23 protein-coding genes, 8 tRNA genes and 1 rRNA gene are annotated in these 23,420 nt (G+C 44.4%); 2 read left to right on the forward strand and 30 right to left on the reverse strand.

Going from position 1 to position 23,420, the window contains the following annotated elements; all coding sequences use genetic code 11:
* Positions 1–46: 46 nt before the first annotated feature.
* From rplE to rpsJ, 14 genes are all read right to left on the reverse strand, one after another.
* Positions 47–589, reverse strand: a complete 543-nt coding sequence (gene rplE / locus LFYK43_RS09165; RefSeq protein ID WP_124977610.1) for a 50S ribosomal protein L5 — start codon at positions 587–589, stop codon at positions 47–49.
* A 30-nt stretch (positions 590–619) separates the two neighbouring features.
* Entirely contained in the window at positions 620–925 is a 306-nt protein-coding gene (gene rplX / locus LFYK43_RS09170) for a 50S ribosomal protein L24 (protein WP_124977612.1), read from the reverse strand.
* 36 nt (positions 926–961) lie between these two features.
* On the reverse strand, positions 962–1,330 hold the full coding sequence (gene rplN / locus LFYK43_RS09175; RefSeq protein WP_124977614.1) for a 50S ribosomal protein L14: 369 nt from the start codon (positions 1,328–1,330) through the stop codon (positions 962–964).
* Positions 1,331–1,391: 61 nt separating this feature from the next.
* A complete protein-coding gene (gene rpsQ, locus LFYK43_RS09180) occupies positions 1,392–1,658 on the reverse strand; it encodes a 30S ribosomal protein S17 (RefSeq protein WP_124977616.1) in 267 nt (88 codons plus the stop codon).
* Between the two features lie 26 nt (positions 1,659–1,684).
* Positions 1,685–1,891 carry a 50S ribosomal protein L29 gene (rpmC, locus tag LFYK43_RS09185; protein WP_124977618.1) on the reverse strand — a complete coding sequence of 69 codons (207 nt, stop codon included), beginning with the start codon at positions 1,889–1,891 and terminating at the stop codon, positions 1,685–1,687.
* Entirely contained in the window at positions 1,881–2,315 is a 435-nt protein-coding gene (rplP, locus tag LFYK43_RS09190) for a 50S ribosomal protein L16 (protein ID WP_124977620.1), read from the reverse strand. Before rplP ends, rpmC begins: the two co-directional genes overlap by 11 nt.
* A gap of 3 nt (positions 2,316–2,318) precedes the next feature.
* On the reverse strand, positions 2,319–2,975 hold the full coding sequence (rpsC, locus tag LFYK43_RS09195; protein WP_124977622.1) for a 30S ribosomal protein S3: 657 nt from the start codon (positions 2,973–2,975) through the stop codon (positions 2,319–2,321).
* 13 nt (positions 2,976–2,988) lie between these two features.
* Complete coding sequence (gene rplV, locus LFYK43_RS09200; protein WP_124977624.1) at positions 2,989–3,336, reverse strand: 50S ribosomal protein L22; 348 nt, start codon at positions 3,334–3,336, stop codon at positions 2,989–2,991.
* Positions 3,337–3,356: 20 nt separating this feature from the next.
* Positions 3,357–3,638: a 30S ribosomal protein S19 gene (gene rpsS / locus LFYK43_RS09205; RefSeq protein ID WP_124977626.1), complete on the reverse strand. Its 282-nt coding sequence runs from the start codon at positions 3,636–3,638 to the stop codon at positions 3,357–3,359.
* 47 nt (positions 3,639–3,685) lie between these two features.
* The gene (rplB, locus tag LFYK43_RS09210; RefSeq protein ID WP_124977627.1) at positions 3,686–4,519 is read right to left on the reverse strand and encodes a 50S ribosomal protein L2; all 834 of its coding nucleotides are present in this window, start codon (positions 4,517–4,519) and stop codon (positions 3,686–3,688) included.
* Positions 4,520–4,546: 27 nt separating this feature from the next.
* Positions 4,547–4,834 (reverse strand): 50S ribosomal protein L23, encoded by a 288-nt coding sequence (gene rplW / locus LFYK43_RS09215; RefSeq protein WP_124977629.1) that lies wholly within the window; start codon positions 4,832–4,834, stop codon positions 4,547–4,549.
* On the reverse strand, positions 4,834–5,457 hold the full coding sequence (gene rplD / locus LFYK43_RS09220) for a 50S ribosomal protein L4 (protein ID WP_124977631.1): 624 nt from the start codon (positions 5,455–5,457) through the stop codon (positions 4,834–4,836). Before rplD ends, rplW begins: the two co-directional genes overlap by 1 nt.
* A 26-nt stretch (positions 5,458–5,483) precedes the next feature.
* The gene (gene rplC, locus LFYK43_RS09225) at positions 5,484–6,107 is read right to left on the reverse strand and encodes a 50S ribosomal protein L3 (RefSeq protein WP_124977633.1); all 624 of its coding nucleotides are present in this window, start codon (positions 6,105–6,107) and stop codon (positions 5,484–5,486) included.
* 40 nt (positions 6,108–6,147) lie between these two features.
* The gene (gene rpsJ / locus LFYK43_RS09230; protein WP_124977635.1) at positions 6,148–6,456 is read right to left on the reverse strand and encodes a 30S ribosomal protein S10; all 309 of its coding nucleotides are present in this window, start codon (positions 6,454–6,456) and stop codon (positions 6,148–6,150) included.
* 339 nt (positions 6,457–6,795) lie between these two features.
* Here rpsJ and LFYK43_RS09235 point away from each other — a divergent pair, with 339 nt between their 5' ends.
* Positions 6,796–7,350, forward strand: coding sequence for a cysteine hydrolase family protein (locus LFYK43_RS09235; protein ID WP_124977637.1), 555 nt, complete (start codon positions 6,796–6,798; stop codon positions 7,348–7,350).
* 72 nt (positions 7,351–7,422) lie between these two features.
* Here the strand turns inward: LFYK43_RS09235 and fusA are convergent, their stop codons facing one another.
* From fusA to rpsL, 3 genes are all read right to left on the reverse strand, one after another.
* On the reverse strand, positions 7,423–9,519 hold the full coding sequence (gene fusA, locus LFYK43_RS09240; protein ID WP_124977639.1) for an elongation factor G: 2,097 nt from the start codon (positions 9,517–9,519) through the stop codon (positions 7,423–7,425).
* A gap of 151 nt (positions 9,520–9,670) precedes the next feature.
* Positions 9,671–10,141 (reverse strand): 30S ribosomal protein S7, encoded by a 471-nt coding sequence (gene rpsG / locus LFYK43_RS09245; RefSeq protein WP_124977641.1) that lies wholly within the window; start codon positions 10,139–10,141, stop codon positions 9,671–9,673.
* Between the two features lie 64 nt (positions 10,142–10,205).
* Positions 10,206–10,619 (reverse strand): 30S ribosomal protein S12, encoded by a 414-nt coding sequence (gene rpsL / locus LFYK43_RS09250; protein ID WP_124977643.1) that lies wholly within the window; start codon positions 10,617–10,619, stop codon positions 10,206–10,208.
* 253 nt (positions 10,620–10,872) lie between these two features.
* Between rpsL and LFYK43_RS09255 the strand changes: the two genes are divergently transcribed.
* Positions 10,873–11,574, forward strand: a complete 702-nt coding sequence (locus LFYK43_RS09255; RefSeq protein WP_158609225.1) for a prepilin peptidase — start codon at positions 10,873–10,875, stop codon at positions 11,572–11,574.
* A 93-nt stretch (positions 11,575–11,667) separates the two neighbouring features.
* Here the strand turns inward: LFYK43_RS09255 and rpoC are convergent, their stop codons facing one another.
* From rpoC to rrf, 13 genes are all read right to left on the reverse strand, one after another.
* On the reverse strand, positions 11,668–15,333 hold the full coding sequence (gene rpoC, locus LFYK43_RS09260) for a DNA-directed RNA polymerase subunit beta' (protein ID WP_124977647.1): 3,666 nt from the start codon (positions 15,331–15,333) through the stop codon (positions 11,668–11,670).
* Positions 15,334–15,375: 42 nt separating this feature from the next.
* On the reverse strand, positions 15,376–18,966 hold the full coding sequence (rpoB, locus tag LFYK43_RS09265; RefSeq protein WP_124977649.1) for a DNA-directed RNA polymerase subunit beta: 3,591 nt from the start codon (positions 18,964–18,966) through the stop codon (positions 15,376–15,378).
* 289 nt (positions 18,967–19,255) lie between these two features.
* A complete protein-coding gene (locus LFYK43_RS09270; RefSeq protein WP_124977651.1) occupies positions 19,256–21,727 on the reverse strand; it encodes an ATP-dependent Clp protease ATP-binding subunit in 2,472 nt (823 codons plus the stop codon).
* A 94-nt stretch (positions 21,728–21,821) separates the two neighbouring features.
* Positions 21,822–22,292 carry a CtsR family transcriptional regulator gene (locus LFYK43_RS09275; protein WP_124977652.1) on the reverse strand — a complete coding sequence of 157 codons (471 nt, stop codon included), beginning with the start codon at positions 22,290–22,292 and terminating at the stop codon, positions 21,822–21,824.
* A 187-nt stretch (positions 22,293–22,479) separates the two neighbouring features.
* Positions 22,480–22,553 (reverse strand) — tRNA-Pro (locus LFYK43_RS09280).
* 83 nt (positions 22,554–22,636) lie between these two features.
* Positions 22,637–22,710: transfer RNA gene (locus LFYK43_RS09285), tRNA-Pro, on the reverse strand.
* A 9-nt stretch (positions 22,711–22,719) separates the two neighbouring features.
* A tRNA-Arg gene (locus tag LFYK43_RS09290) sits at positions 22,720–22,793 on the reverse strand.
* 36 nt (positions 22,794–22,829) lie between these two features.
* A tRNA-Gly gene (locus LFYK43_RS09295) sits at positions 22,830–22,901 on the reverse strand.
* A gap of 3 nt (positions 22,902–22,904) precedes the next feature.
* Positions 22,905–22,977: transfer RNA gene (locus LFYK43_RS09300), tRNA-Thr, on the reverse strand.
* A gap of 6 nt (positions 22,978–22,983) precedes the next feature.
* A tRNA-Leu gene (locus LFYK43_RS09305) sits at positions 22,984–23,068 on the reverse strand.
* A gap of 13 nt (positions 23,069–23,081) precedes the next feature.
* Positions 23,082–23,154: transfer RNA gene (locus tag LFYK43_RS09310), tRNA-Lys, on the reverse strand.
* Between the two features lie 8 nt (positions 23,155–23,162).
* A tRNA-Val gene (locus tag LFYK43_RS09315) sits at positions 23,163–23,235 on the reverse strand.
* Positions 23,236–23,242: 7 nt separating this feature from the next.
* Positions 23,243–23,359 (reverse strand): 5S ribosomal RNA (gene rrf / locus LFYK43_RS09320).
* Positions 23,360–23,420: the final 61 nt, after the last annotated feature.

The raw sequence follows: 23,420 nt of genomic DNA on the forward strand, positions 1-23,420 counted from the left end.
ATGGTTTCTGACAATTTGTGACTTTTTTGCCAAGTGTGTAACCTCCTTATTTAGCGAATGGCATTCCAAGTTGTGTGAGAAGTTCTTTTGATTCTTCGTCAGTTTGAGCAGTTGTGACGATCACAATGTCCATCCCACGTACTTTGTTAACATTATCAAAATCAATTTCTGGGAAAATCAATTGTTCGCGGATCCCTAAAGTGTAGTTACCACGGCCGTCGAAGGCACGCTTGCTGACACCATGGAAATCACGCACACGCGGCAATGATACAGAAACCAGCTTATCTAAGAAGTCATACATCCGGGTACCACGCAGGGTCACCTTAGCACCGATGGGCATTCCTTCACGTAAACGGAAGCCGGCAATTGATTTTTTAGCCTTTGTGATCACAGGTTTTTGACCTGCAATTAAAGTCAATTCTTCAACTGCTTCATCGAGATTCTTAGCGTTGCTGACTGCATCACCGACACCCATGTTGATCACGATTTTTTCAACTTTAGGTGCTTGCATGATGGAAGAATAATTGAATTTTTCAATCATTGATGGAACGATTTCGTTAGTATATTTTTCTTTTAAACGGTTAACCATGAAAAAGTGTTCCTCCTTTCCTTACCAGCTTTAAATAATTTCACCAGTTTTTTTCGAAACACGAACTTTTTTACCATCTTCTACCTTGAAGCCAACACGAGTTGCTTCATTGTTAGAAGGATCGATCAACATTACGTTAGACACATGGATTGGAGCTTCAACTTCAATGATCCCGCCATTTGGGTTGTCATTGGTTGGCTTTTGATGTTTTTTAACGATGTTGACGCCTTTCACGATCACACGATCTTTTGTAGGGATAGCTTTGAGGACTTCTCCTTCTTTACCCTTATCTTTACCGGCAATCACTTTAACCTTGTCATTTCTCTTAATGAACATATTACTTGTGCACCTCCTTGTCGATAGACGGTTGTTTTACAGAACTTCAGGTGCCAGGGAAACAATCTTCATATAGTTCCCTTCACGTAGTTCACGGGCAACCGGTCCAAAGATACGGGTGCCTTTTGGTGATTTGTCATCACCGATAATAACTGCTGCATTTTCATCAAACTTGATGTATGAACCGTCTGTACGGTGTGTACCATACTTAGTACGGACAATGACAGCTTTAACAACGTCGCCTTTTTTGACAACGCCACCTGGTGTTGCTTGTTTTACAGTAGCAACCACGATATCACCGATACTTGCCGTCTTGACGCGCGAACCGCCTAAGATTTTAATAACCAAAAGCTCACGCGCACCGGAATTATCAGCAACATGTAAACGACTTTCTTGTTGGATCACAGTTATGTGACCTCCTTTCGCTATTAGATCAGAATACGAATCAGTGTTTAGTTACCCTTGCTTAAAGAATAACTGCTTTTTCAACGATTTCTAATAAACGGAAACGTTTTGTAGCTGACAATGGCCGGGTTTCCATGATTTTGACGATGTCGCCCGTTTTTGCTTCATTGTGTTCATCATGAGCCTTGTATTTCTTAGAATACTTAACACGTTTGCCATATACAGGGTGGAACTTGTATGTTTCAACGACAACTGTGATCGTCTTATCCATTTTATCTGACTCAACACGGCCCTGGTAAACTTTACGGTAGTTACGACCTTCACTCATGTGCGATTAGCCTCCTCTTCGTATTCTTATTTTGTTGCTTCGCTTTGACGCAGCAAAGTCTTGATGCGCGCAATTGCTTTCCGAACTGCTTTCAAACGAGCTGTATTTTCAAGCTGACCTGTTGCAGATTGGAAACGCAAATTGAATAATTCTTCTTTATACTGCTTTTCTTTAGCAAGTAATTCGTCAGTGGTTAACTTTTTGAGTTCATCTTTGAATTCTTTAGTTTTCATCAGATTCGCCACCTACTTCCTCACGAGTTACAATTTTAGTTCTGACAGGAAGTTTGTGTGACGCTAAACGTAAAGCTTCGCGTGCAACTTCTTCAGAAACTCCGCCAACTTCAAACATGACCTTGCCACGCTTGACTGGTGCTACCCATCCTTCTGGTGCACCTTTACCGTTACCCATACGAGTACCGATACCTTTTGAGGTATATGATTTATGAGGGAAAATCTTGATCCAAACTTTCCCACCACGCTTCATATAACGGGTCATTGCGATACGAGCTGCTTCGATCTGACGGTTGGTGATCCAATGTGAATCAAGTGATTGTAAACCGAATTCACCGAAAGCAACTGTCTTGCCGCCCTTAGCTTCCCCGCGCATCTTGCCACGAAATTCGCGGCGATGCTTAACACGCTTTGGTACTAACATAGACTATTTCCCTCCTTTGTTTTGATTTTTCTTCTGTGGTAAAACTTCACCACGGTAGATCCAAACTTTAACACCTAATTGACCATAAGTTGTTTTAGCTTCAACCCATGCATAATCGATGTCAGCACGTAATGTATGCAATGGAACAGTTCCTTCTGAGAAATGTTCAACACGAGACATATCAGCACCGTTCAAACGACCAGCAACTTGGATCTTGATACCCTTGGCACCGGCACGCATTGTCCGCTGAATAGCTTGCTTCATTGCGCGACGGAAAGCGATCCGGGCTTCCAATTGTTGAGCAACGTTTTCGCCCACCAATTTTGCATCCAAATCAGGTTTCTTGATTTCAATGATGTTGATGTGTACACGTCTACCAGTTAAGGTGTTCAATTCTTTACGTAATTTTTCAACTTCTGAACCGCCTTTACCGATCACCATACCAGGTTTTGCAGTATGGATAGAAATGTTTACGCGCTTAGCAGCACGTTCGATTTCAACGGTAGAGACAGATGCGTCGGCTAATTTCTTTTCGATGTATTCACGAATGCGGATATCTTCATGCAGGTATGAAGCAAAGTCCTTTTCTGCATACCATTTGGAATCCCAATCACGAATAATGCCTACACGCAATCCAGTTGGATTAACTTTTTGACCCACGCTTTATCCCTCCTTATTTTTCAGATACCACAACAGTAATGTGACTGGTGCGCTTGTTGATTGGAGAAGCAGAACCTTTAGCACGAGGACGGAACCGTTTCATAGTTGGTCCTTCGTTAACAAAAGCTTCGCTTACATACAAATCTTGAGCGTCTAAGTCAAAATTATTTTCTGCGTTGGCAATTGCGGATTTTAAAACTTTTTCAATCAGATAAGCACCTGATCTTGGAGTGAACTTCAAGATACCGAGTGCTTCAGCAACACTTTTCCCACGAATAAGATCGATCACAAGACGAGCCTTGCGTGCAGGGATGCGAACTACGCGAGCAGTTGCTTTTGCTGATGTTACTTGTTCAGCCATTTTATTTCCTCCCTATTAGTTTATCTTGCGCCGGTCTTCTTGTCGTCATTGCCATGACCATGGAATGTCCGGGTTGGGACAAATTCGCCTAACTTATGGCCGACCATATCTTCTTGGATATAAACCGGAACATGTTTGCGTCCATCATGAACCGCGATCGTGTACCCTACGAAACTAGGATAGATCGTGGAACGACGTGACCAAGTTTTAATTACGGATTTCTTTTCATTATCAGCTTGTGCTGCGATCTTTTTTAACAGATGTGCATCTGCAAAAGGTCCCTTTTTCAAACTACGACTCAAGAGTTATCCTCCTTTCGGATAGAGCCATCATTAATTTTAGATGATGACTATTTCTTCTTGCGACCACGAACAATAAATTTATTTGAACGTGCTTTCTTAGAACGAGTCTTCTTACCAGCAGTCTTCTTACCCCATGGAGACATTGGGCTTGGCATACCAACAGGAGCCTTACCTTCACCACCACCATGCGGATGATCGTTAGGGTTCATTACAGAACCACGAGACTGAGGACGAACGCCCATCCAACGCTTACGACCAGCTTTACCAAGCTTGATCAATTCGTGTTGTTCGTTGCCGACAGCACCGATCGTTGCACGACATGCAACTAAGATCTGACGAACTTCGCCAGAGCTCAAACGAACTGTAGCGTATTTTTCTTCTTTACCCAGTAACTGAGCTGATGTCCCAGCAGAACGAACTAATTGGCCGCCCTTTCCTGGTTTTAATTCGATGTTGTGGATGACTGATCCAACAGGAATGTTCTTCAAAGGTAATGCATTACCAACTTTGATATCAGCTTCTGCACCTGATTCGATAACTTGACCTACTTGCAAGCCCTTAGGTGCCAGGATATATGATTTAACGCCATCTGCATAAACAAGCAAAGCAATGTTTGCAGAACGGTTTGGATCATATTCGATCGTCTTAACAGTAGCTGGTACATCGTCTTTGATACGTTTGAAATCGATCAAACGGTATTGACGCTTGTGACCGCCGCCGCGATGACGAACAGTTTTACGACCGTAGGAATTACGACCAGCTGTTTTGCTTTGAGAAGAAAGCAATGACTTTTCAGGAGTTGTGCTTGTGATCTCTTCGAAGTCAGAAGTGGTCATATTACGGCGACCATTGGTGGTCGGTTTGTATTTTCTGATCCCCACTGTTTTTCCCTCCTATATTATATTCGTTTATTCTTCTTCAAAAATTTTGATTTCTTTTGATTCGGGTGTCAAAGTAACGATTGCCTTACGACGCTTCTTAGTATAGCCTTCGTAACGACCCATGCGCTTCTTTTTACCTTTTAAGTTCATTACGTTAACTTTAGCAACTTTCACATCAAAGATTTCTTCAACAGCATCCTTGATCTGGAACTTAGTTGCTTTGGTGTTAACGTCAAATGTATAACGTTTTTCATCCATAACTGCCATAGTTGCTTCTGTGACAACTGGACGTAAAATGACATCGCGTGCTTCCATTATGCTAGACCCTCCTCTACTTGAGAAAGAGCTCCTTTAGTGATGATCAGCTTGTCACTGTCGATAACGTTCAATACATTCAAACCTTTAGCAGGCAGAACTGTAACATTTTTAAGGTTACGTGCTGAACGGGCAGTGTTTGCGTCGTCATCTTCAAGAACTACTAATACTTTAGAGTTTACATTCAAACTCTTCAGTGAAGCGGCAAAGTCCTTCGTCTTTGGTTGTGCAAATTCAAATGAATCAACAACGACCAAGCTTTCGTCGAGCACTTTTTGTGAAAGAACTGACTTGATAGCCAAACGACGAACTTTACGCGGCAATTTGTAAGCATATGAGCGAGGTGTAGGTCCGAAGATCGTACCACCGCCAACCCAAATTGGTGAACGAGTGGAACCAGCACGAGCACGGCCGGTACCCTTTTGACGCCATGGCTTCTTACCACCGCCGCGAACGGCGCTTCTATTTTTAACAGCATGTGTTCCTTGACGAAGTGATGCGCGCTGCATCAAAACAGCGTCATGAACAGCGTGATTGTTTGGTTCGATACCAAAAACTGCGTCGTTTAATTCAACTTCACCGTTTTTGCTACCGTCTTGTTTAAATAATGCAACTGTAGGCATGTTTGTATATCCTCCCTTCCCTTAAATTATTTTACTGTACTTTTTACGGTAACAAAGGACTTGTTTGCGCCTGGTACGTTACCCTTGATGAAAAGTACGCCATTATCTGTATCAGCTTGAACGATTTGCAAGTTTTGAATCGTTACCTTCTTACCGCCCATACGTCCTGGGAGTCGTTTACCAGCGAAAACGCGGTTAATAATAACACCCATAGAACCTGGACGACGATGATAACGAGAACCGTGTGCCATCGGACCACGTTGTTGTCCCCAACGCTTGATATTGCCTTGGAAACCTTTGCCTTTAGAAATTCCTGTGACATCTACGCTATCGCCTGCTGCGAAGATATCTGCGTGAATTTCGTCACCGACTTTGTAATCTCCCAGCTCAACATCGCGGATTTCACGAACGAAGCGCTTAGGAGCAGTATTTGCTTTTGCTGCATGACCTTTAGCAGGTTTGTTAGCCTTGACCGCACGCACGTCATCGTAGCCCAACTGAACAGCTTCGTAGCCGTCATTTTCGACTGTCTTAACTTGCAGTACGACGTTAGCATCAACTTTCACAACAGTAACTGGTACTAATTCACCGTTCTCTGTGAAAACTTGAGTCATCCCTACTTTTTTTCCTAAGATTCCTTTTGTGGTCATGAGTACACCTCCAATTAAATTGATTTAAAGTAAAAATAGATTAAAGCTTGATTTCAATGTCAACGCCAGAAGGCAAGTCGAGTTTCATCAATGAATCAACTGTCTTCGGTGTCGGGTTAACGATATCGATCAAACGTTTATGTGTCCGAATTTCAAATTGTTCACGAGCATCTTTGTGCTTATGTGGTGATGAAAGCACCGTGTACAAAGTACGTTCTGTTGGCAATGGGATCGGGCCTGAAATTTCAGCACCTGTTCTCTTTGCGGTTTCAACGATCTTGTCCGCGGACTGATCTAAAATACGGTGTTCGTAAGCCTTAAGGCGAATACGAATTTTTTGTTTTGCCATTTTGTTCCCTCCTTCGTCTATTTTGAAAAATAAGACTAGCTCCGTGAAAATTACCGACATCCTCGTGGCAAAGCATCCGGGTGTGTCGCAACCTTTCACATCAAAGCTCGTAATATTTGTTTGGCGGCATACCAAACTGTGTCCCTGTCTAAACAGGTACCTATCTATAGTAATACAAAAGATTCCTGATGACAAGGATTTTACACAAGTTTTTCAAAGTTTTTCACTGGCTTGCTTTTTTATCGCAGCCGCTGTCATCATATCATTTTACCGTCGTTCTATTCTATTATATATTATAGTTATCAATCAATGTTTTCTGAAAGAAAGGAATAAAACTGCATGAGTGAAAAGAAAGCTTTGTTGGTGATCGACTACACCAATGATTTCGTTGCTGAAAATGGTGCCTTGAATTGTGGGGAACCTGGACGTGCGATTCAACCTGCTTTACTCCAACATGTTCATGATTTTGCCGCCAACAACGATTATGTTATTTTGCCCACTGATCTCCACCATTTAAATGACCCATATCATCCGGAGACTAAATTGTTCCCGCCCCATAATATCGAAGGGACGCCAGGTCAAGAGCTCTATGATCAGTTGGGGGTCTGGTATCAAGAACATCAACATGAGCAAAACGTCTGGAAGTATAATAAAAACCGTTATTCAGGTTTTCAAAATACTGACCTCGATAACTTTTTACGCAGTCGAGATATTAAAGATCTCTATCTCACGGGTGTCTGTACTGATATCTGTGTTTTGCATACTGCAATTGCCGCCTATAATCTCAACTACCGCATTCATATCTACTCTGACAGCGTTGCCAGTTTTGACCAAGTCGGACACGAGTGGGCATTGCGCCACTTTAAAAACTCATTGGGAGCAGAAGTCCTCTGATCATCTTCTTCTATAATATAGAATACAAAAAAAGCTAACTGCAATTCACAGTTAGCTTTTTTGTATTCAGAATTATTCAGCAGCATTGCCGCCGTTTTTCTTAATAATTTCTTCTTGGATCGACTTCGGTACTGGTTCGTAATGATCCATTGTCATTGTGAAAGTCCCGCGACCCTGTGTTGATGAACGCAAGGTTGTTGCATAACCGAACATTTCTGACAATGGTACGAATGAATGAACAAGTTCAGCGTTACCGCGTGCTTCCATTCCATCCACACGACCACGACGAGCTGTAACATGGCCCATTACATCACCCAAGTTATCTTCTGGGGCAACGATATCCACTTTCATGATCGGTTCAAGGATCACTGCACCGCCGCCCTTAGCAGCGTTACGCAATGCCAATGAAGCGGCAACTTTAAAGGCTGCTTCACTAGAATCGACATCATGGTAAGAACCATCGTACAACTTAGCCTTAACGTCGATCAAAGGATAACCGGCCAGAACACCGTTAGCCATTGATTCTTTCAAGCCTTGTTCAACTGAAGGGATGTATTCACGCGGAACAACACCACCAACGATAGCATTTTCGAATTCGAAACCTTCGCCTTCGCCGTTTGGAGTAAATTCTACCCAAACATCACCGTATTGTCCTTTACCACCAGACTGACGAACAAATTTACCTTGGGCGGAAACTTGTTTCGTGAATGTCTCACGGTAAGCAACTTGCGGTTCGCCGACTTTAGCTTCAACGTTGAATTCACGCTTCATCCGGTCAACGATAATATCCAGATGCAATTCGCCCATCCCGGCGATCAAAGTTTCACCAGTTTCAGGGTTAGTTTCAGCCTTGAAAGTAGGATCTTCTTCAGCCAGTTTTTGCAAAGCAACATCCATCTTGTCTTGATCGGCCTTAGTATTAGGTTCGATCGAAACTTGGATAACTGGATCTGGGAATTCCATTGATTCCAAGATCAGCGGACGATCTGTGGAAGTTAAGGAATCACCAGTGGTCGTATTCTTCAAACCGATCGCAGCAGCGATATCGCCTGAGAACACTTCTGGGATCTCTTTACGGTGATTGGAATGCATTTGCAGCAAACGACCAACACGTTCACGCTTGTCTTTAGTTGCGTTCAAAACATATGAACCGGCTTCTAAAGTACCAGTATAAACACGGAAGAAAGTTAAACGACCAACAAATGGGTCAGTAGCGATCTTGAAGGCCAAGCCGGCGAATGGTTCGTCATCATTAGCTTTCAAAATAACATCTTCACCTGTGCTTGGATCTGTTGCCTTGTAAGGACGAACATCAAGTGGTGATGGCAAGAAATCATTGACACCATCAAGCATCATCTGAACACCCTTGTTTTTAAAGGCAGAACCAGCAAAAACAGGATAAATATCCAAGTTCAAGGTAGCTTTACGGATAGCTGCACGGATCTCTTCAGGTGCGATTTCTTCACCTTCCAAGTATTTTTCCATGATACTGTCATCAAGGTCGGCTAATTGTTCCAACATTTGATCACGGTGTTCTTGAGCTTTTTCCTTGTATTCTTCAGGAATATCAACCGTATCCCATTCTGAACCAAGTTCATCTTCGTCATAGAGATCGGCTTTCATGTCGATCAAGTCGATCACGCCTTCGAATTCATCTTCGGCACCGATCGGCATCTGGACAGCAACTGCATTTGCTTGCAGGCGGTCTTTGATCGTGCTGACAGAGTAATCAAAGTCAGCACCGATCTTGTCCATCTTGTTAACGAAAACGATCCGAGGAACGCTATAAGTTGTTGCTTGACGCCAAACATTTTCAGTCTGAGGTTCTACACCTGACTGAGCGTCCAAAACAACAACCGCACCATCAAGCACACGCAGAGAACGTTCAACTTCAACTGTGAAGTCAACGTGTCCTGGGGTGTCGATGATATTGATGCGGTGATCTTTCCATTGAGCTGTTGTAGCAGCAGAAGTGATCGTGATACCACGTTCTTGTTCCTGAGCCATCCAGTCCATTTGGGAAGCACCATCATGAGTTTCACCAATTTTATGGATCCGACCTGTGTAGTACAAAATACGTTCAGTGGTGGTTGTCTTACCAGCATCGATATGGGCAACGATACCAATGTTACGGGTCTTTTCCAATGGGAATTCACGTTTATTTGCCATTGAGATTTGATCTCCTTCCAATAGTCATTTATGCGCGGCTCGCCAACAAGTTGCGAGCCCATGAGACACACTAATTAGTGTAGTTATTTGGCCTTAAAAAAAGACTATTATAGGATTTCTTGAAATCGTATAACAGCCCTTTTTCAAAAAATTACCAGCGATAATGTGCGAAGGCACGGTTAGCATCAGCCATCCGATGTGTATCTTCACGTTTCTTAACAGATGCACCGGTATTGTTAGCTGCATCCATGATTTCCTTCGCCAGACGTTCAGCCATAGTATGTTCACCACGTAAACGTGAGTAATTTACTAACCAACGCAGGCCAAGTGTTGTTCTTCTGTCAGGACGAACTTCGATCGGAACCTGGTAGTTAGATCCACCAACACGGCGTGCCTTAACTTCTAAGACAGGCATGATGTTTTTCATAGCTTCTTCAAAAACATCCAACGGTTCGTTTCCTGTTTGTTCCTTGATCATATCAAATGCTTCATATAAAATTTTTGAAGCTGTCCCGCGTTTGCCATCAACCATCAAGCGGTTGATCAAACGTGTAACCAATTTAGAATTGTAAATTGGATCTGGGAGTACTTCGCGTTTTGCAACGGCACCTTTTCTTGGCATCGTAGATAACCTCCTCAAATTCTAGCAATGTTTCTTAAGTTGTTTTTATTGTAGTTGTTGAAGCTTATTTCTTAGGCTTCTTTGCACCGTACTTGGAACGGCTTTGCATCCGGCCTTCAACGCCGGCTGTGTCCAATGCGCCACGAACAACGTGGTAACGAACACCAGGCAAGTCTTTAACACGGCCACCACGAACTAAAACAACACTATGTTCTTGCAAGTTATGCCCGATACCTGGGATGTATGCTGTAACTTCGATCAAGTTAGACAAGCGTACACGTGCGTATTTACGCAAAGCAGAGTTAGGCTTCTTCGGTGTCATTGTACCGACACGAGTTGCAACCCCACGTTTTTGCGGAGCAGCGTTTTTAGTTGTGACTTTCTTATAACTGTTATACCCATAATTTAAAGCTGGGGAATCAGACATTGAACCTTTAGATTTACGACCGTTACGAATTAACTGGTTGATTGTTGGCATCTAAAGTTTCCTCCTTCCTTGTTCTCGGTAAGTTTTAAGTCCACACATCCAGGAGTTTCATTTTTAGTGATAAAAATAAACACTGCCAGACGTAGTGTCAAATGTGTGCTAACCTTGCTCACAGCCAGCACGATCTTGGTCAAGCCAAGAGAACTGTTCACATAAAGCACCTTCACTAGATTACCACCCCAGAACATAAATTGTCAAACAAATTTTAGACTTTTTTGCGTATCTATATAGTGAGGTGATAATTTTGCAGGAATTTTTATTTTTCAGTCTTGGTGCTTGTTGTGCTTCGTTTGCAGTCTGCTGTGCTGACCGTTTTGCAAAAGGACAATCGCTGCTGTTTCCCGGCTCGTACTGTGACCACTGTTTCCACCCTCTAACTTGGTGGCAGCTGATCCCAGTCGTTGGTTGGCTCTTACAAGGCGGTAAGTGCTTTTTTTGCCACGCAAAGATCTCCATTTTAAGTCCTTGCTTAGAATTATTTTACGCTTGTCTGTTTGCCCTCCTCTGCAGCTTCTATGGCTTAACACTATTTGCCCTGATTTTATGTGCTTTCCAACTCTGGCTGCTGGTGCTCGCCCTTGAAGATCGTCTCACGATGTCTGTCTCGACCTATTTACTGTATGGCGGAGCAGCTTTATTCATAGCTGCTTTTTGGCGCACTGCCTGGCTGACTCTTTGCCAAAATGGGCTGGAACTAGCCGGGATCTTATTATTCTTATTCGGTCTGCAATTTAAGCGCAAATTTGGGAGTGCTGATACGATCGTCATTTTAACCTTAATGCTGCTCAATGGTTTTTATTTCGGGAGCAAGGTACTTTTCTTAGCGGCATGCATTTTTCTACTGCTGCATTGGACCAAGGGTCCCGCTGCCAAAGCAGCTTTCTTGCCTAGTTTAACTGCAGGATATGTTTGTCTGGTCCTTTTTAATCAAATCCTCAGGCTCTAAAAGACAAAACACCCACAGAACTCTAGGAGAGAACCTAGAAATCTGTGGGTGTTAGCGAGCCTAATTGAGAAATGATCGACTTAAGCTCTAAATTTATTCGTTGCCATTTGGCAATTCTGAATTTTCTTCAATGTTCAGCTTTTTGGCAACATCGGAAATCGAATAGACACTATCGGAAACGCTGCTCTTTTCCTGAGGTTCGATCCCGCGGTACTTAGCCATCCCGGTTCCGGCAGGAATAATCTTACCGATGATAACATTTTCCTTCAAACCAACCAAAGGATCATTCTTGCCGCGAATAGCAGCATCTGTCAAGACACGTGTTGTTTCCTGGAAGGAAGCAGCTGACAAGAAACTGTTGGTTTCCAAAGCAGCCTTAGTGATTCCAAGAAGCACTGGACGTGAAGTAGCAGGGATCCCGCCCTTGATCAGGGTATCAACGTTGCGATCAGAGAATTCTTTAATATCCAGTAAAGTACCTGGCAGCAAGTCAGTGTCGCCTGGATCCATGACCCGGACCTTCTGCAGCATCTGACGAGTCATGATCTCGATATGCTTATCAGAGATATCAACACCCTGCATACGGTAAACTTTCTGAACTTCAGCCAAAATATAGTTTTCAGTTGAAAGAACATCACGCACTTTGATCAATTCTTTTGGATCGATCGAACCAATTGTCAACGGATCGCCGCGGTGGATCGAGTCGCCTTCACCCACACGTAAAACGGCGGTATATGGCAGGCTGTATGTCCGTGTATCGGTCTCGCCTTTGACAGTCACTTCTTTAGTCCGGTCAGCTGGGTTTTCTTCAACTGAATCGATCACACCAGTAACTTCAGTGATCACCGCACGACCTTTAGGGTTCCGGGCTTCAAATAATTCTTGCACACGAGGAAGACCTTGAGTGATATCGCCGCCAGCAACACCACCAGTATGGAAGGTCCGCATTGTCAACTGAGTACCTGGTTCACCGATCGACTGGGCAGCAACCGTTCCGACTGCTTCACCAACTTCGACTGGATCACCAGTAGCTAAGTTCCGGCCGTAACACTTGCGGCAAACACCATGACGAGTGTTACATGTGAAGGCCGAACGGATCGTGACCATTTCGACATGAGCATCGATCACTTTTTGAGCCAACTCTTCACTAATGAAGGTATCAGCCGGCACGATGACTTCACCAGTTTCCGGATCGTAGATGCTCTTCAAAGCAAAGCGTCCTAGAATTCGGTCATAAAGCGGTTCGATCAATTCGTTGCCTTCCCGGATCGCAGTCACATTTAAACCACGATCAGTGCCGCAATCATCTTCACGAATAATAACGTCTTGGGCAACATCGACTAATCGACGAGTCAAGTAACCGGAGTTAGCGGTCTTCAAGGCGGTATCAGTCATACCTTTACGAGCACCGTGAGAAGAAATGAACATTTCCAAAACAGAAAGTCCTTCACGGAAGTTAGAGATAACAGGCAGTTCCATCGTTTTACCGTTAGGAGCAGCCATCAAACCACGCATTCCGGCTAGCTGCGTAAAGTTAGAGATGTTACCACGGGCACCTGAATCACTCATCATTTGGATCGGGTTAGACGGATCAATATTAGCGATCAGCTTTTCTTGAATATTATCTTTAGCCTTGTTCCAAATTGAAATTACCCGGTTATAACGTTCATCTTCAGTGATCAAGCCGCGTCTAAACTGTTTAGCAACAGTTGCAACATCTTTATGGGCTTGTTCGATGATAGCAGGTTTTTCTTTCAAGTCAGTCACATCGGCAACTCCGACTGTCAAACCAGACTTGGTTGACTCGAAGTAGCCCAAGTCCTTCATCCGGTCGAGCAGTTCAGATGTTTCAGTAACTTTGTAGTCCTGATAAACCTGTGCAATGATATCTGACAGGAACCCGGATTTGAATGGCTTGATCAGTTCGGCATCCTTGAGGTATTCATGAATGTCTTGACCTGGTTCCAAGAAGTATTTGTCAGGCGTCTGACCCGTCAAATTTTCTTTAGTCGGTTCATTCAAATACGGGAAGTCTGCAGGCAAGATTTCATTAAAGAAGGCTTTACCGACACTGGTGACCAAGATCCGGTCTTTTTGCCAGTCAGTAAATGGTGCGCCTAATTCTGCCAAAGAAGAAGTCTGCAAACCGATCCGAGTATGCAAGTAAACATAGTTGTTCTGATATGCAGTCCTGACTTCATTGACATCCTTAAAGATCATGCCTTCACCGATCGTGTCGGCTTCTTCGATCGTAATATAGTAATTTCCGATCGTCATATCCTGTGAAGGCGAGATGATCGGCTTACCATCCTTAGGAGCCAAAATATGGTGGGCAGCCAGCATCAGCAAGCGCGCTTCAGCTTGAGCTTCATCAGACAAAGGCACATGGATCGCCATCTGATCACCATCAAAATCGGCGTTGTAAGCTTCACATGCCAAAGGATGCAAACGCATCGCTTTGCCATCGACCAACACGGGTTCAAAAGCTTGGATCCCCAAACGATGCAGTGTAGGGGCGCGGTTCAAAAGAACTGGATGTTCCTTGATCACATCTTCCAAGACATCCCAAATATCTTCGTCGCGCCGGTCGATCTTACGCTTGGCATTCTTAATATTGGATGCCATTTCACGCTTGACTAAATCCTTCATCATGAAAGGCTTGAAAAGTTCCAAAGCCATTTCATGCGGAATACCCATTTGGTTTAAGCGCAGCTTAGGTCCAACATCAATAACTGAACGACCAGAGTAGTCTACACGTTTACCTAACAAGTTTTGACGGAAACGTCCCTGCTTACCTTTAAGCATGTGTGACAATGATTTCAACGGACGATTACCTGGACCGGCAACTGGACGTCCGCGACGGCCATTATCGATCAAGGCATCAACTGCTTCTTGCAGCATCCGCTTTTCATTTTGCACGATGATTCCAGGGGCATTCAAATCAAGCAGTCGTTTCAAACGGTTATTCCGGTTGATCACACGACGATATAAGTCATTCAAATCAGAAGTGGCAAAACGGCCGCCTTCCAATTGAACCATTGGACGCAGATCCGGCGGAATAACTGGGATAGCTTCCATAACCATCCACTCCGGTTCGTTACCAGAGTTCAAGAAGGCTTCCAAGATGTCCAAACGACGAACCGCACGGGTCCGTTTTTGTCCAGTTGCATCCCGCAATTCCTCTTTTAACTCGGCACATTCCTTCTCCAAGTCAACGTCTTGCAGCAGTGTCCGGATCGCTTCGGCACCCATTGCTGCTTTAAAACCAGTCCCGTATTCAGCGCGCTTATCACGGTATTCGCGTTCAGTCATCAACTGTTTCTTCTCTAACGGTGTATCACCAGGTTCAGTCACAACGTAAGAAGCGAAATAGATGATCTCTTCCAAGGCGCGGGGACTCATGTCTAAGACCAGGCCCATCCGGCTAGGAATTCCTTTGAAGTACCAGATATGAGTGACAGGTGCTGCCAGCTCAATGTGACCCATCCGTTCACGACGTACTTTAGAACGTGTCACTTCAACGCCGCAACGATCACACACGATCCCTTTATACCGGATCCTCTTATACTTCCCACAAGCACATTCCCAGTCCTTTGTGGGTCCAAAAATACGTTCATCAAACAAACCGTCTTTTTCAGGTTTCAGAGTCCGATAGTTGATAGTTTCCGGTTTCTTAACTTCACCATAAGACCAAGACCTGATCTTATCGGATGAAGCCAAACCGATTTGCATGCTATCGAATTTGTTGACATCGATCAAAGGACCGACCTCCCTTTTAGTGTTGAATTTTTATCGTGCTAATTATTTTTGTTCAGTTTCCGTCTCAGAATTTTTCTGTTCTTCAGCGGCTTTTTTATCAGCTTGTTCTTGAGCGTACTTGCTGAGTGCATCCACGTTAACGATCTCGTCGTCTTCATCATCCATCTCACGCAGCTCGATCTCTTGCTGATCGGTATCGAGCACTTTCATGTCTAAACCGAGGGCTTGTAATTCCTTGACCAAAACGCGGAATGATTCCGGCACACCTGGTTGTGGGATCGGTTCGCCCTTAACGATCGCTTCGTAAGTCCGAACACGACCAGTCACATCATCAGATTTATAGGTCAAGATCTCTTGCAGTGTATAAGCAGCACCGTAAGCTTCCAAAGCCCAAACTTCCATTTCACCAAAACGCTGTCCACCGAACTGAGCTTTACCGCCAAGCGGCTGTTGCGTAACAAGTGAGTACGGTCCAATTGAACGAGCATGGATCTTATCATCGACCATGTGGGCTAACTTCATGTAGTACATCACACCCACGGCGATCCGATTGTCAAATGGTTCGCCAGTCCGACCATCATAGAGAACAGACTTCCCGTCGTTTGGCAATCCAGCTTCTTTTAAAGCAGCCCAGATGTCATCATCGGTTGCACCATCGAAAACAGGTGAGGCAACATGGATGCCGAGTTTACGAGCAGCCATGCCCAAATGCAGATCCAAAACCTGCCCAATGTTCATACGGGATGGAACACCCATTGGTGAAAGCATAATATCGATCGGAGTTCCATCTGGCATAAATGGCATGTCTTCTTCAGGGATCACAACAGAAACTGTCCCTTTGTTACCATGACGTCCGGCCATCTTATCACCGACTTGCAGTTTACGCTTCTGGGCGATATAAACACGAACCATCTGGTTAACACCAGGGGAAAGTTCATCGCCATTTTCACGGGTGAAGATTTTGACATCTTGAACGATCCCGCCGCCGCCATGAGGTACATGCAAGGAAGTATCACGAACTTCACGTGCCTTTTCGCCAAAGATCGCGTGCAAGAGGCGTTCTTCAGCAGATAATTCTGTCACACCTTTAGGAGTGACCTTACCAACCAAAATATCGCCGTCTTTAACTTCGGCACCGATCCGCACGATCCCAAATTCATCGAGGTCTTTCAAAGCGTCCTCGCCGACGTTAGGAATTTCACGTGTGATTTCTTCCGGCCCGAGTTTAGTGTCACGAGCTTCAGATTCATGTTCTTCGATATGGATCGAAGTGTAAACATCATCTTTAACTAGACGTTCGCTAATTGCGATCGCATCTTCAAAGTTATAACCATCCCAAGTCATGAAAGCAATCAAAGGATTTTGACCCAAGGCCAATTCCCCTTGTTCCATCGAAGGACCATCGGCCAAGACAGAGTCTGTCTCAACTTTCTCGCCAACATGAACGATCGGAGTCTGGTTATAGTTCTTACCGCCGTTAGAACGACGGAATTTCATTAATTTATATTTATCAAGAGAGCCGTCTTCTAAGCGGACCCTGATCTCTTTAGCATCGACATATTCAACTACACCATCATGGTCAGCGATCAAAGCATCCCCAGAATCGTGAGCAGCCTTGTATTCAATACCTGTTCCGACTAACGGAGCATGCGGCTGGATCAACGGTACCGCCTGGCGCTGCATGTTAGCACCCATCAAGGCACGGTTAGAATCATCATTTTCCAAGAATGGAATACATGCGGTCGCCACAGCAACGACTTGCTTAGGCGAAACGTCCATGTAATCGACCTTGTCGATCGAAATTTCAATGTTTTCTTCTTCTTTACGCGCCATAACGATGTTGTTAACAAATGAACCATCGTCATTTAAAGGTGTGTTAGCCTGAGCAACTACATACGGATCTTCTTCGTCGGCAGCCAGGTAGTCGATTTTCTGGGTAACTTTATGGGTATCCCAAGAAACGCGGCGGTATGGTGTTTCAACGAAACCATATTTGTTAACACGGGCATATGAAGCCAAACTGTTGATCAGACCGATGTTCGGGCCTTCAGGCGTTTCGATCGGGCACATCCGGCCATAATGCGTATAGTGCACGTCACGCACTTCATAACCAGCCCGGTCACGAGTCAAACCGCCAGGTCCCAAGGCAGACAAACGACGTTTATGCGTCAACTCGCCCAAGGGGTTGGTTTGATCCATGAATTGAGACAACTGGGAGCTGCCGAAGAATTCTTTGATCGAAGCTACCACTGGACGAATGTTGATCAATTGCTGCGGCGTAACCGTCGAAGTATCTTGAATTGACATTCTTTCACGAACAACACGTTCCATCCGGGATAAACCGATCCGGAACTGATTTTGCAAGAGTTCGCCCACGGAACGAATCCGACGGTTGCCCAAATGATCAATATCATCGGTTGCTCCAAAACCTTCTTGCAAGTTGAAGAAGTAGTTCATCGAAGCAATGATATCAGCCGGTGTAATGTGCTTGTATTTCAAGTCAACGTTGCCGTTACCAATCATGTTGATGACACGCTCAGGATCATTCTTAGAATAAACCTTGATCATTTGCAGCTTCATTGGTTCCTGAACAACACCATCATCTGAAGGCTGGAATGTGACCATCTTGAAGTCGTCACGTTCCAAGTATGCAGATAATTTGTCCATCACACGTTTATCGATCGTTTCGTCTTTTTTGACGATGATCTCACCAGTATCAGGATCAGCCAAAGTTTCTGCCACGACAGCATTCAGTAAGCGGGTCTTCAAGTTTAACTTCTTATTGATCTTATAACGTCCTACGGCTGCAAGGTCATAGCGCTTGGGATCAAAGAAGCGTGCAGTCAAAAGACTTCTAGATGAATCAGCTGTCTTAGGCTCGCCTGGACGGAGACGTTCGTAAATATCTTTCAAAGACTCTTCAACACGAGAATCTTCAGGATTTTTATGCACATCTTTTTCCAGGGTAAACATCAAGCTGTCTGTTTCACCCATCATATCCAAGATCTCACTGTCAGAACCATAACCCAAGGCGCGGATCAATTCAGTCATTGGGATCTTACGGGTCCGGTCGATACGCACATAGGCGATATTTTTCGCATCTGTTTCATATTCCAACCAAGCACCACGGTTAGGGATCACTGTGGTCCCATAAATCGAGCGCCCGTTTTTGTCTAATTCAGAGTTGAAATAGACACCTGGTGAACGAACTAACTGCGAAACGATTACTCGTTCAGCCCCATTGATAATGAAAGTTCCTTCCCGAGTCATTAATGGAAAATCACCGAAAAAGACATCTTGTGACTTGATTTCATCTGTTTCGTGGTTGATCAGACGTAATGTGACGTGTAATGGTGCAGAATAGTTAGCATCATGCTCGCGTGCTTCGTCAACAGTATACTTCGGTTCTAAAAGTTGATAATCGACAAACTCCAGTGAAAGTTTCCCCTGAAAATCATCAATTGGCATAATATCTTCAAACATTTCCCGTAAACCTTCGTCCAAGAACCAGTCATAGGAATTTGTCTGGATCTCGACTAAGTTAGGCAGTTCGAGAACTTCCTTGATGCGGGAATAACTTCTGCGCACACGGTTTTTGCCGTATTTTACTAAGTGTCCTGCCAAATTGTTCACCTCTCAAAATATTTCTGTGAATTCAGTTTCCGACGAAAAAAACTATTGTTACAGTTTCTTTACAAATTCAATAAATGCAAAAAATTTAGTGATTTTTGAGCAAAAAAAAGCAAAAACAGATCGTCACCTAAAAAAGGACTTCACTATTTTTGCTATTTCTCTATCAACCATGGACAATATATCACGGTCGATAGCTAAATTCACAGTTTTTGCAATTGTTAATTATACCAATTACCCGGCATTTGTCAAGCACCGGATCCTAGGCAGTCTGCTTTAAAAAAGCAAATTTTTACTTACTTTGTGCCACAGGGGCTTTGGTTTCTTTTTCGCTCACCTTCAAGGAAAGCTGGCCTTTTTGCGCTCCAATTGTGACGACCGCTCCGGCCGAGACTTTGCCTTCAAGCAATGCCTGACTTAAACGATCCTCGATCTCGCTTTGCACCGCGCGTCTGATCGGACGTGCACCATACTCTGGATCGAAGCCGGCTTTAGCAACGACATCGATTGCGGCTGGGGTGATCTTGAGTTTGATCTGCTGTTCTTTGACCCGCTCGACCACTTGACGAGTCATCAGTTTCACGATTTGATGCAGTTGTTCTTGGTTCAAGGAATGGAAGACAACTACTTCATCGATCCGGTTCAAGAACTCAGGTCTAAAGGACTTCTTGAGCCGTTCTCTGATCTTATCTGACATTGCTTGATAATCATCCTGAACTGATTTAGCAGCAAAGCCAACCATCTTCTCATCCCGCAGATCAGTTGCCCCTAAGTTCGAGGTCATGATGATGATCGTATTCCGGAAATCGACTTTGCGCCCTTTGGAATCGGTCAAGAAACCATCATCCAAAACTTGCAGCAAAATATTGAAGACATCTGGATGGGCCTTTTCAACTTCATCCAGTAAAACAACTGAGTAAGGCTGATTTCTAACTTTTTCTGAAAGCTGGCCGCCTTCATCGTAACCGACATAGCCCGGAGGAGCACCGATCAAACGGCTGGTTGAATACTTCTCCATGTATTCACTCATGTCGATCCTAACCATAGCATTTTCGTCACCGAACATTGCTTCGGCCAAGGCTTTTGCCAGTTCAGTTTTCCCCACACCAGTCGGCCCTAGGAACATGAAAGATCCAATCGGCCGGGTCGGATCGCTCAAACCGCTGCGCGCCCGGCGAATTGCTTTGGAAACTGCCCCAATAGCTTCTTCTTGCCCAACAACTCTTTTATGGAGGATCTTTTCCAAGTTGACAAGGCGTTCACTTTCACTCTTAGTAAGTTGAGTTACTGGAACTCCAGTCCACTCTGAAACAACCACTGCCACGTCTTGGTCTGTGACTTCTTTAGAGTATTCTGCTGGCGAATCCGCTTGCTGATCTTCAGGACCAGCCAGTTTTTTCTTCCATTTTAATTCCTGCTTACGGTACTCAGCTGCCTGCTCAAATTCCTCATCAACTAGAGCTGCTTCCTTGGCGGCTTTGGCTTCTTTCCATTTCCGCTGAGCATTCAAAAGCTTTTGCTCCGAACCAGAGTGTGCTATATGCACGCGCGCAGCCGACTCATCCATCAAATCGATCGCCTTATCTGGTAAGAAACGATTCGTAATATACCGACTGCTCATCTTGACAGCAGCATCCAAAGCTGCATCAGTGATCCTTAATTGATGATGCTTTTCATATTGGGGACGCAAACCTTTCAGAATGTCGATCGTCTGATCCGGCGTTGGTTCGTCAACAATGATCGTTGCGAACCGTCTTTCTAAAGCAGCATCGGATTCAACGTATTTTTGATATTCGTCTAGAGTTGTGGCGCCAATAACCTGGACCTCTCCCCGCGCCAAAGCAGGTTTCAAAATATTAGAAGCGTCGATCGCGCCTTCAGCACCGCCCGCGCCGATCAAGGTATGCATCTCATCAATAAACAAGATCACATTGCCGTCATGATAGACTTCATCCAGGATCTTTTTGAGCCGATCTTCAAATTCGCCCCGGTATTTAGTTCCCGCTACGAGTGAACCCATATCAAGCATCATCACTCGCTTGTCGGCTAGATCCGCAGGTACGCCGCCGTTAATGATCTCTTGGGCAAAACCTTCTGCGATCGCAGTTTTGCCGACACCTGGTTCCCCTAAAAGAACCGGATTATTCTTAGTTCGCCGGCTGAGGATCTGGATCACACGCGTAACTTCTTTTTGCCGCCCGACAACCGGATCGATTTGCCCGTTTTCGGCCATCTCATTGAGGTTGCGTGCTAGGCCGTCCAAGGTCGGCGTACCTTCAACACTCTTCTTTTTCTTGGCATTTCTGCGAACTTGAGTCTGACTGATCCCCAGTTGTCTGAAAATAGTCTGCCGGACCCGTTTCAAATCAACATTTAATCCTTCCAAGATCCGTGCTGATAGAATGTCGTCGTCTTCAAGTAAAGCAAGCAGAAGATGCTCAGTTCCAATTTTCTCAGAATTCAACAGTTCGGCTTGTGCCTCAGCCCGAGCCAAGATACCCTTAGCCTTTGGTGAATACGGCAAGTAGTTATTAGGAGCCTGTCTTTTTAGCGTCCCATAACCTGTCAGGCGTTCAATTTCTTCTTTAATATCTGTTGGTGTGATCACAAATTGAGCAAGGACTTTATGGGCGATCCCCATATCCTCCGTAACAAGCGCCAGCAGAAGATGCTCAGTGCCGATCGCTTGATGCCGGAAACCATTTGCGTTTACTTGCGCTAATTCTAAGACTCTTTTAGCACTAGGAGTGTATGCTTCATTCATTTACAAGTCCCCCTTGTAATGGTCTATATTTTAGTAGAAATTCATTTTATCCTGACAGTTGTCTGCCGGGATATTAAGCAGGTTATACCTCATTTTATTCGTCTGCACATCGTAAACGATTCAACACGCTGACTAAGATCCGCGCACGGACGGCATTTTCCAACCGTTTATCAGCAAAATCCAAGGTAGTGCGGTCCATGGTCGCCAAAATGAGATTCGCTTCTTTTTGTGTTAATACCTTATCCTCGTAAAGGCTCTGAATGATCTGTAAAGCCTTCCCGGACGTGATACTTTCTCCAATAAAATCGATCAGCTGATCTAAGACATCAACGTCGTTGATCAAATTGACTTTAGCGATTCGAATATAGCCTCCGCCGCCGCGCTTACTCTCAACTATATAGCCGTTTTGGATCGTAAACCGAGTTTTAATGACATAGTTGATCTGCGACGGGACCACATCAAATTGATGTGCGATCTCAGAACGTTTGATCTCGATCGTTTGAGAATCTGCTAAAATACTTTTTAAGTACTTCTCGATAATATCGGATATATTGCGATTTTGCATTTAAACCACATTCCTTATTATCAATCTTTGACTAATATTGACTTTTATTATATATGGAAACCTAGGCAAATTGCAAAGATAATGCCGTATTTGTTTAGATTTTGTTCCAAATTGGCCTAAATTATAGATCTGCGACCGCAAAAAAAGGCAGTCGCATAAACACGCCTGCCTCATCACTATCGCACTATCGGGAAAACAGGATTCGAACCTGCGACCTCCACGTCCCGAACGTGGCGCTCTACCAAACTGAGCTACTTCCCGATTAAAAAGTAAAAATACCAAGAAAAGACAACTACCGCCACTCGCTTTCAACGTAGTCGGACTAGTCATCTGAATTATTTAAATCGGGAAGACAGGATTCGAACCTGCGACCCCCTGGTCCCAAACCAGGTGCTCTACCAAGCTGAGCTACTTCCCGATAAAAAAATGCACCCAGTAGGAGTCGAACCTACAACCTTCTGATTCGTAGTCAGACACTCTATCCAATTGCGCTATGGGTGCATAAATATTAAATTATAGGCTGTCTTGCAACAGCGAAGCGGAAGACGGGATTCGAACCCGCGACCCCCACCATGGCAAGGTGATGTTCTACCACTGAACTACTTCCGCATATGCCGACTAGACGATTCGAACGCCCGACCCTCTGATTACAAATCAGATGCTCTACCAACTGAGCTAAGTCGGCATTAAATGGTGCGGGTGAAGGGATTCGAACCCCCACGTTAAAAAACACTAGAACCTAAATCTAGCGCGTCTGCCAATTCCGCCACACCCGCAAAATTAACATAATGAGTCGTGACAGGCTCGAACTGTCGACCCTCTGATTAAAAGTCAGATGCTCTACCAACTGAGCTAACGACTCAAGAAAAATGGAGGATACAGGGCTCGAACCTGTGACCCTCTGCTTGTAAGGCAGACGCTCTCCCAACTGAGCTAATCCTCCATAAAATGCGCGGCAGCGCCCTACCCTCACAGGGGGCGATCCCCCAACTACTCTTGGCGTAACGAAGCTTAACTTCTGTGTTCGGCATGGGAACAGGTGTAGCCTTCGTGCAATCGCCACCGCACTATTTTTCTTTGAGAAGATCCATCCGCTCAAAACTGAACAACATTTCTTCTTGCTTTTAT

The organism is Ligilactobacillus salitolerans, from assembly GCF_003864415.1.
Taxonomy (GTDB): domain Bacteria; phylum Bacillota; class Bacilli; order Lactobacillales; family Lactobacillaceae; genus Ligilactobacillus; species Ligilactobacillus salitolerans.